A 7,879-nucleotide genomic window follows, 5' to 3' on the forward strand; every position below is an offset into this window, starting at 1 on the left:
TGTGTTCCGGCTCTCCAAAGAGAAATTTAAAGTACCGGTCCCGCCGCCGGTCGATTTCCTTCGGCAGCGTATTGTCTTTTTTGCGTCTCTCGTACTCCCGCCGAGCCTCCGGGCTCAGGTTCTCGAAGGAGAGATCCCCGTTGAGTCGTTCCATGTCAGTGCAGGATCCTTCCCTTTCTTGATGTTTCACTGAAAAGGATAGGTTGTCAGTGAGAGGTTTGTCAAGGTAAGACCCATTGAATCGCCGTATATGGAACCAAAAATCTTTTTTTTGCATAAATTACATTCTTTTCAAAACCACTTTTCATGCTATTCTGAACTTGAATTGTATGAATAAACTAAAATAAGTCACTGGAAGGGAGCCTGTGTTATGGAAAATAATAATTTGATGGACAACCTGCAAAGTCTTCTGGGTGCTGTCGCCGGGGCGAGCTCGGCGGGGAGGGGAAACAATGCGATGGGCGGTCTGCTGGGAGGGCTGCTGTCTCAGGGGATCCAGGGCGGCCTGACGAGAGCCGTGGGGCCAAGTCTTCTGGGTGGACTGGCGGGGGCGCTCATGGGCACGGAGACCGGCAGAAAGACGGGATCCAACGCGCTGCTGGTGGGCGGAGGTCTGGCCCTGGGGGCTCTGGCCTGGAACAAATACAAACAGCTCATGCAGTCGGCCGGCCCCGCGCCGGCGCAGGCGTCCAACTTTGCCCCGATGGCAAACGCGCCTTCCGCGCCGGTGGACGAACGGGTGAAACGCTTCATCCGGGCTATGGTTTTTGCCGCCAAGGCCGACGGGCACATCGACGAGACGGAGCACCGGAACATCATCCAAAAGATTAAGGAACTGTCCCTCGGGGCGGAGGCGGAGCAGGTGGTCAACGAGGCCATCCAACAGCCTCTCGACCCCGAAGCCCTGGCCCGGGGCGTTCAGGATCACGACGAAGCTCTGGAAATCTATGTGCTGAGCCGTTCCGTGATCGACGTGGACCAGTTTATGGAGCGGAACTACCTCGACGCACTGGCTCACGCTCTGAACATCCCCGACAGCGTGAAACAGGCCATAGAACAGGACATCGCCAGCCAGCAGAGGTAACGCCCTTCGTTCACGGCAATGAAACGCGGGGTGTCCGGCGTCGACCTGTTGGACCCCCGATTTCGTTATTTATTTTAATTTAAAATTTAAAATATGCCGTCCGCAGCCGGATTTGCCCTGTGCCTTCGCGTACGTTCAGGGATAGATCTCGGGGACGCGGTCGTTGAAAACGGTCAGGAAATTTCTGAATTCCGACGCTTTGGACGTCTCAATGACGGCGTAGGCGGCTTCTTCTCCCTCTCCGGCTTTGAAGAGAATTTCCCCGCAGGGATCGATGACGGTAGATTCCCCTCCGAAGGCGGTTCCGTTTGAGGTTCCCGTCCGGTTGCAGGCCACGACGAACATCTGGTTTTCGATGGCCCGGGCCCGGAGAAGGCTGCTCCAGTGAGATGCCCGTGCGGAGGGCCACTGAGACGCCACGAACAGCACCTCAACGCCCTCCAGAGCGTAACGCCTCAGCCACTCGCAGAAGCGGATGTCGTAGCAGGTCACGTTTCCCGCCTTCGTCCCGTTCAGGTCGAAAATCGAGGGTTCGCGGCCCGCGATGAAGTATCTGTCCTCCTCCATCAGGCGGATGAGGTGCGCCTTGTCGTACTGACGAACCAGTTTCCCGTCGGGAGAGATGACCTGTCCCCGGTTGGCGTAACCTCCCTGCAGGGACGCCAGAATGGAGCCCCCCGTGAACCAGACTCCGAAGCGGCGGGCGAGGTCTCCCAGAAATTTCGCCGTCTCATGGCCTTCCGCGTCGGCCAGTTCCGCCGCTTTGTCCAGCCGGTAGCCCGTCGTCCACAGCTCGGGCACGACGATGGCCGTCGGCAGGGTCGAAGGGACGAAACGCGTCTCCATCCAGTGAGCCACCTTGCGTCTGTTGGCCTCGATGTCGCCGATCGCCACGTCGATCTGGAAAATTCCCACGCGAAGTTTCATCTGTTTTCGCCTCCTCAGTGCCTGTCCGGCAGCACGGAAATCCGGTAGCCGAAGCGGATCGCCCGGTTCAGGACGGGGTCGGAAAGGGTCAGGCGAAAAGCGCCGGCAAAGACAACGCCTTCGAGCGTTGCCGGCGCGCCGCTGAAAAGAGCCACTTTCCCCGGTGCGGGAGCGTCTTCCCGGGCCAGCTCTTCCAATCGCTCCGGAGGCAGAAGATCTCCCAGCGTTCCCTTCTGATACGTCCGGTATCCGTCCTCCTGCGGGATTTCCGAGGAAATTTCCACGCGGTTCCAGTGCTCCCGCAGGTCGGAGACCTTCCAGAAAACGGGGGCCAGAATTCTGTCGCAGATCTGCTTCGCTTTGGAAACGGAGAACTTCTCCAGCGCCCGGTCGGTGTGGCCGCCGGCCAGAGTCACGTACTGATCGCCGCCCTCGTCCCGGGCGAGAAAAACCTCCGCCTCGCCGGATGTGGATTCTCCCGTGACCCAAAGGTGTTCCCGGGAAGACACCCTGTTGGGGTCGATCCAGTACAGGGCCGGAATGGAGTGAGGCCGGGGGAAGCCTGGTTTCACCCGTTCATCAACGTGGGCTCTGACTGCTTTCTGGTCGCACCCGGCATAGTCGATGGCCACGCACAGGTCCCAGGTCAGCAGTCTGCGTTCCGCTTTTCCGTCGGGCCGTAATACTGTCGCTTCGTGCTTCATACAATAGCCTCCTCGCCTTTTCGGGTGATAAAAATGAGCTTAAGGAAGAGCTCTGCACATGTCAAGGATAATTTTACTTCGCATGTCTGCCGGACAATGGAGTGGATAGGTCGTCAGGCTCATTGTGATAATACGCTCTTTCTTTTATCCTGCCTGTATTGTCACGGTTGGTTTCGTTGTGTACATTCCTGTCCAGCTTCTCGATGTTTGCAGGCCCGGGCCCTTGGAGTCCGGATTCCTGCAGCCGGCGAGAGGTTTTTGTTCATTCGTCTGTTGCCGCGTGAGCGCAAAAGGCAATCTGTATAAGACATACTGAAGCGAGGAGGAATAATGTGATGTCTCAGTCTCCACAGGAAGCGAGAAATGAAAAATTAGGTCTTACAGTGATGTCGGCGCTGCAGCACCGGGGTTTTGAGGCTTTTTATGCCGCCGGGCGCGAAGAGGCGGTCAATAAGGCCGTATCCCTCGTCCCGGAGGGTTCCTGCGTATCATGGGGAGGCAGTGTTACCCTTCAGGATCTGAAGCTGCCCGACAGATTTCATAACGGAAATTATAACGTGCTGGACAGGGATCGCGCGACGTCTCCCGAGGAACGGATGGATATTATGCGTCGGGCGCTGGCCTGTGATTTTTTCATAACCGGCGTCAACGCGCTCAGCGAGGATGGACAGATGGTCAATATAGACGCGGGCGGCAATCGTGTGGCGTCAATTGTTTTCGGCCCCAAAAACGTCATCGTCGTCGCGGGGATCAATAAGGTGGTAAAAACGCTGGACGATGCGATCACGCGAGCCCGCACGGTTGCCGCGCCGATCAACCTGCAGCGTTTCCCCCAGGCCAAAGTGCCCTGCCGACAGACGGGAACCTGCGGCAACTGTTCAACGCCCGACAGTTTTTGCTCTCAGATCCTGATCACCAGAATTTGCCGCCCCGCGGGAAGAATCAAGGTCGTTTTGACGGGAGAAACTCTGGGGTATTAGAGACATCGGCGCAAATCTCTATGATTTCCAGAGCTTCGATAAAGGCAGCTTCGATAAAGTATAATATTTAAAGTTTACAGAAATTGACGTAATCGTCGAATTCCAGTATTTTAGGGGGAAGGAGTTATTTTCAGAAGGAGGAAAATTTCAAAAAACGATTGAGAAGAGTGTTTTGCGCGTCATGGGGAAAATGAAGTTAATGAAGTTATGGTAGCTCTGTTTGAAATTTTCTCGAAAATCTCACGAAAGAAGGTCGGATGGAGAAATGAAAAAGATTTCAAAACTATGGTTCTTTCAAGCGATTTGTTTGCTCTGCCTGTTCGTGTTTGCGACCGGAACAGCAGAAGCTGCCGGAAAGTTGCAGGAAGTTCTGAGTCGGGGCAAACTGCTTGTTGGGACGGGCAGTACCAACGTTCCCTGGCATCTCAAAAATAACCAGGGCGAGTATGAAGGCATGGATATCGAAATGGGAAAGATCCTGGCGCGAGGCTTGTTTGGCGATGAGTCAAAAGTCGAATTCATAGAACAGGCGCCCGATCAGCGCATCCCCAATCTTCTGGCCAATAAAGTGGATATCTGTCTGCAGTTTATGACCATTACGCCGGCGCGCGCGCAGCAAATCGCGTTTACGGTGCCTTATTATACTGAAGGAATAGGACTTATCCTTGCCACTAAGGGACAGTACAAAAAATATGAAGAACTTGTCGAAGCCGTCAAAGCGGGTAAGACAGTGACTATAGCGATACTGCAGAATGCGGATGCCGCTCGTAATGTTCAGAGAATGCTTCCGGGCAGTAAGGATGACCAATATGAAAATCAGGGACTTGTCTATCAGGCCGTTACTTCTGGACGTGCGGATGCGGGCGCTGTAGATCTTTCCTCGATTAAGTGGCTGGCAAGCAAACAGCCGGAACTCTATATCGACTCCGGTTTCGGTTTCAATCCCCAGCTTTATGGCGGTGGAGTGAAGCCTGACGAATTGGAATGGTTGAATTATGTTAATACAGTTTTTATCGATTGCATGGCTGGTTCGACATACGTGTATTACAACGCCGCTTATGAGAAATGGTTCGGGGAAAAACTTCCTGCTCCTCCTATCGGCAAGCCTCTTATGTATCGTTAAAAACGCCGCCTGATGGAAAATTTATCCGCTTGCGTACGTGTAAACCGCGCAGGCGGATAAATCTTCGATTTTCTGCATTCGGCTGAGGGGAGAGAACCGCTTGAGATATTATTGGAACTTTAATGTGGTCTTCGCCCAATTGCCCCTGTTGATTAAAGGGCTGTTTCTGGGGCTTTTTTTGGCGGTTGTGTCTTTGATGATCGGCATGTTGGTGGGCTTGTGCATGGCTTTTTGCGCTACGGCTAAACAACGATGTCTGAGGAAACTCGCTCATTTTTATGTGACGCTTTTACGCAATACGCCCCTGTTGGTTTTAATTTTCATCGCGTACTTCGGCCTGCCGGATTTATCCGTTCGTTTGAACAAAAACGAGTCTTTTATATTCGCCCTTTCGCTTTATGCGGGGGCATATATGACCGAGGTATTCCGCGCCGGTCTGGAGGCGATTCCTTCCGGCACCCTCGAAGCGGGGCAGGCCATAGGACTGACTCCGTTGCAGATTGCCTGGAATATTCAGCTTCCAATTATGTTCAGAAATGTTTTGCCTTCATTGGGGAATTATTTGATATCGCTCTTTAAGGATACTTCCCTCGCGGCCTCTATAACGATTCCAGAATTGACCTACAACGCGAAAAAAATCAACACATTGACCTTTCGCGTGTTTGAAGTGTGGCTGGTCACCGCTTCGCTGTATGTAATCGCCTGCTATTTGCTGGCTTTCATTCTGAGACGCGTCGAACGCAGGTTCGCGATTCAATGATCACAAAGGAGGCAAACGACGATGATTTCCATCGGTTTTTGGGAAAGCGTGCTTGCCGCTAAAACGGCGATTTTCATCGGCGTTTACCATTCGCTTCTGGCAGCCGTCTGCGCAATTGCGATCGGCTCGTTTTGCGGTATCACCATAGGATTTATCATGACGTTTGCGCACAGAGCGGCTGTTTTGCCCTTTCGTTTGTTCGTGGACGTCGTTCGCGGAATTCCTGGATTGGTCATCGTGTTTACGATCTACTATTTTTTGGACGTTTTCCTTCAATCGTACGGCGTCAAATTGTCGGCACTCCTGGCGGGCATCATCGCTCTTTCCGTGACAAACAGCGCGCAGATGGCCGAGTTGACGCGAGGAGCCCTGCAAAATATTCCGCGTGGACAGATCGAAGCCGGGAAGGCTATAGGCTTACGCTTTGTGCAAATACTATATAACATCCTTCTTCCTCAGGCGTTGATCCAGATGCTGCCTCCCTGGATCAACTCCGCTACAGAAACGGTGAAAGGCACTACGCTCCTGATGTTGATCGGCATTTCAGAATTGTTGTTGGTCACACAACAACTAATAGCAACTAACAATAACGCTTTGAAATATTACTGTTTCATTGGGTTGATCTATTTTGTATTGAACACGATGATCGAATTCGTGGGCAAGGCGGCTGAAAAACGGTTTCGTTTTTAACCTGAAAGGGAAATACAACGCGTAAACTGCGGTTACAGGGGGCATTTCATGGAAAACAGTTTGCTTCGAATCAGAGGACTGGAGAAATGGTACGGTGATTTAAAAGTTTTTGAAGACGTCGATCTTGACGTGAACGCCGGCGAAGTGGTTTCTATCATAGGCGCCAGCGGTTCGGGGAAAACAACGTTACTGCGCTGCATCAACCTTTTGGAGACATTTCAGGCGGGATCAATCGTTTTAGATGGTAACGCAGTGGGCTACCGCATTGCCGGACAGAAAAGAAAGCGCTTACCGGAACGCGTAATCGCTCGTCAGCGCCTTATGACCGGCATGGTATTTCAGCAATTCAATTTATTTCCACACATGACGGCGTTGGGAAACGTTACTTTAGGTTTGATTAAAGTAAAAAAATTTTCTAAATCGGAAGCAGAAAAAGAAGCGACCCGTTGGCTGGAACGCGTCGGATTGGGGGATAAAATTCACTCGCGCCCTTCACAGCTTTCAGGAGGACAACAGCAGCGTGTGGCTATCGCGCGCGCTGTCGCTATGAATCCTAAAATTCTTTTGTTCGACGAACCCACTTCGGCGTTGGATCCTGAGCTTGTAGGCGAGGTTTTAAACGTCATTAAACAGTTGGCGGCGGACGGTGCGACAATGATCATCGTCACTCATGAGATGCGATTCGCTTATGAGGTTTCGGACAGGGTCGTTTTCATGGACAAAGGGAAAATCGCAGCGACGGGAACGCCGGCTGAAATATTCGAAGAACGGAAATCCGACCGTCTTAAAGAATTTTTGTCTACTTTTAATTGAACGCGTAATTGAATGCGATTGGACGCGGCAGGAGTTTCAATAAGGCCATGTAAAGGCAAAAGAGGAGTGGATTTGTTTTGAATGAAATGATTGTGGAACCCTGGAGAAAAGACTGTCCACACAAAGGGAAAGTCTTTGCAGCCATATTTCCTCATTCCGATGATTTCTCCATAGCTGTGGGAGGGCTGCTCTTTAAGTTGCTGGAAGAAGGATATATCGGCTATTTTATTCGTACGACCAATGACGAGATGGATTCCTATGACCTGACAGCCGGCGAAACCATGTTCCGCATAGAAAAAGAAACGCGGGAAGTCGCCGAATTTTTTGGAATTCGGAAAGTTTATGATTTTAATTATAAAAACCATTACCTGGATCACGCGCTTTTGACGGAAATGCGCCACAGACTTATTACTCTGTTTCGGTTTTTGAAGATCGACACGGTTATTTCATTCGATCCCTGGGGGCATTATGAAGAAAATCCCGACCACTACATTACTGCTATGGCTGTAGAACAGGCGTGCTGGATGTCGGGAAGGCAGTTAGATCTCCCCGAACTCAAAGAGATGGGCCTTGAACCCCGTTTTGTAAAAGAAAAGTATTACTTTGCCAGAGGCCCTCAGGAGAGTAATTTGATTGTGGACATTGCGGGCGTTCTCGAAAAAAAAGCAGCGGCGATTGAAATGCACCGGACACCCATCGACAACATGTGGAAAGAATGCCTCGCGGAAGGAAACACTGCGGGATTTCGGGATAAAACCGATTATATCCGACGGACGATGATCGAGTCCGAAACGATCG

At 51.8% G+C, this 7,879-nt stretch carries 9 protein-coding genes; 7 read left to right on the plus strand and 2 right to left on the minus strand.

Translation table 11 applies throughout. The features are described 5' to 3' along the window. Positions 1-370: 370 nt before the first annotated feature. Entirely contained in the window at positions 371-1,084 is a 714-nt protein-coding gene (locus tag LBR61_05010) for a DUF533 domain-containing protein (GenBank protein MDR1731434.1), read from the plus strand. Between the two features lie 135 nt (positions 1,085-1,219). Here LBR61_05010 and LBR61_05015 read toward each other — a convergent pair whose 3' ends face one another. Continuing rightward, entirely contained in the window at positions 1,220-2,011 is a 792-nt protein-coding gene (locus LBR61_05015) for a carbon-nitrogen family hydrolase (GenBank protein ID MDR1731435.1), read from the minus strand. 14 nt (positions 2,012-2,025) lie between these two features. Continuing rightward, the gene (locus LBR61_05020; GenBank protein ID MDR1731436.1) at positions 2,026-2,715 is read right to left on the minus strand and encodes a DUF2848 domain-containing protein; all 690 of its coding nucleotides are present in this window, start codon (positions 2,713-2,715) and stop codon (positions 2,026-2,028) included. A gap of 335 nt (positions 2,716-3,050) precedes the next feature. On the opposite strand from LBR61_05020, the gene LBR61_05025 reads away from it, so the two are divergent. From LBR61_05025 to LBR61_05050, 6 genes are all read left to right on the plus strand, one after another. Beyond that, on the plus strand, positions 3,051-3,695 hold the full coding sequence (locus LBR61_05025) for a lactate utilization protein (GenBank protein ID MDR1731437.1): 645 nt from the start codon (positions 3,051-3,053) through the stop codon (positions 3,693-3,695). Positions 3,696-3,960: 265 nt separating this feature from the next. Next, positions 3,961-4,818 carry a transporter substrate-binding domain-containing protein gene (locus LBR61_05030; protein MDR1731438.1) on the plus strand — a complete coding sequence of 286 codons (858 nt, stop codon included), beginning with the start codon at positions 3,961-3,963 and terminating at the stop codon, positions 4,816-4,818. Positions 4,819-4,918: 100 nt separating this feature from the next. Next, a complete protein-coding gene (locus LBR61_05035; protein MDR1731439.1) occupies positions 4,919-5,578 on the plus strand; it encodes an amino acid ABC transporter permease in 660 nt (219 codons plus the stop codon). Positions 5,579-5,599: 21 nt separating this feature from the next. Beyond that, positions 5,600-6,268, plus strand: coding sequence for an amino acid ABC transporter permease (locus tag LBR61_05040; GenBank protein ID MDR1731440.1), 669 nt, complete (start codon positions 5,600-5,602; stop codon positions 6,266-6,268). 60 nt (positions 6,269-6,328) lie between these two features. Then, positions 6,329-7,081: an amino acid ABC transporter ATP-binding protein gene (locus tag LBR61_05045; GenBank protein MDR1731441.1), complete on the plus strand. Its 753-nt coding sequence runs from the start codon at positions 6,329-6,331 to the stop codon at positions 7,079-7,081. Between the two features lie 86 nt (positions 7,082-7,167). Further along, on the plus strand, positions 7,168-7,879 hold a 712-nt coding region (locus LBR61_05050), incomplete at its 3' end, for a PIG-L family deacetylase (GenBank protein ID MDR1731442.1).

This window comes from Synergistaceae bacterium (assembly GCA_031272035.1).
GTDB lineage: Bacteria > Synergistota > Synergistia > Synergistales > Aminobacteriaceae > JAISSA01.

Coding starts and splice junctions, on each gene's coding strand:
- LBR61_05010 (MDR1731434.1), top strand. CDS start 371: ATGGAAAATAATAATTTGATGGACAACCTGCAAAGTCTTCTGGGTGCT.
- LBR61_05015 (MDR1731435.1), bottom strand. CDS start 2,011: ATGAAACTTCGCGTGGGAATTTTCCAGATCGACGTGGCGATCGGCGAC.
- LBR61_05020 (MDR1731436.1), bottom strand. CDS start 2,715: ATGAAGCACGAAGCGACAGTATTACGGCCCGACGGAAAAGCGGAACGC.
- LBR61_05025 (MDR1731437.1), top strand. CDS start 3,051: ATGTCTCAGTCTCCACAGGAAGCGAGAAATGAAAAATTAGGTCTTACA.
- LBR61_05030 (MDR1731438.1), top strand. CDS start 3,961: ATGAAAAAGATTTCAAAACTATGGTTCTTTCAAGCGATTTGTTTGCTC.
- LBR61_05040 (MDR1731440.1), top strand. CDS start 5,600: ATGATTTCCATCGGTTTTTGGGAAAGCGTGCTTGCCGCTAAAACGGCG.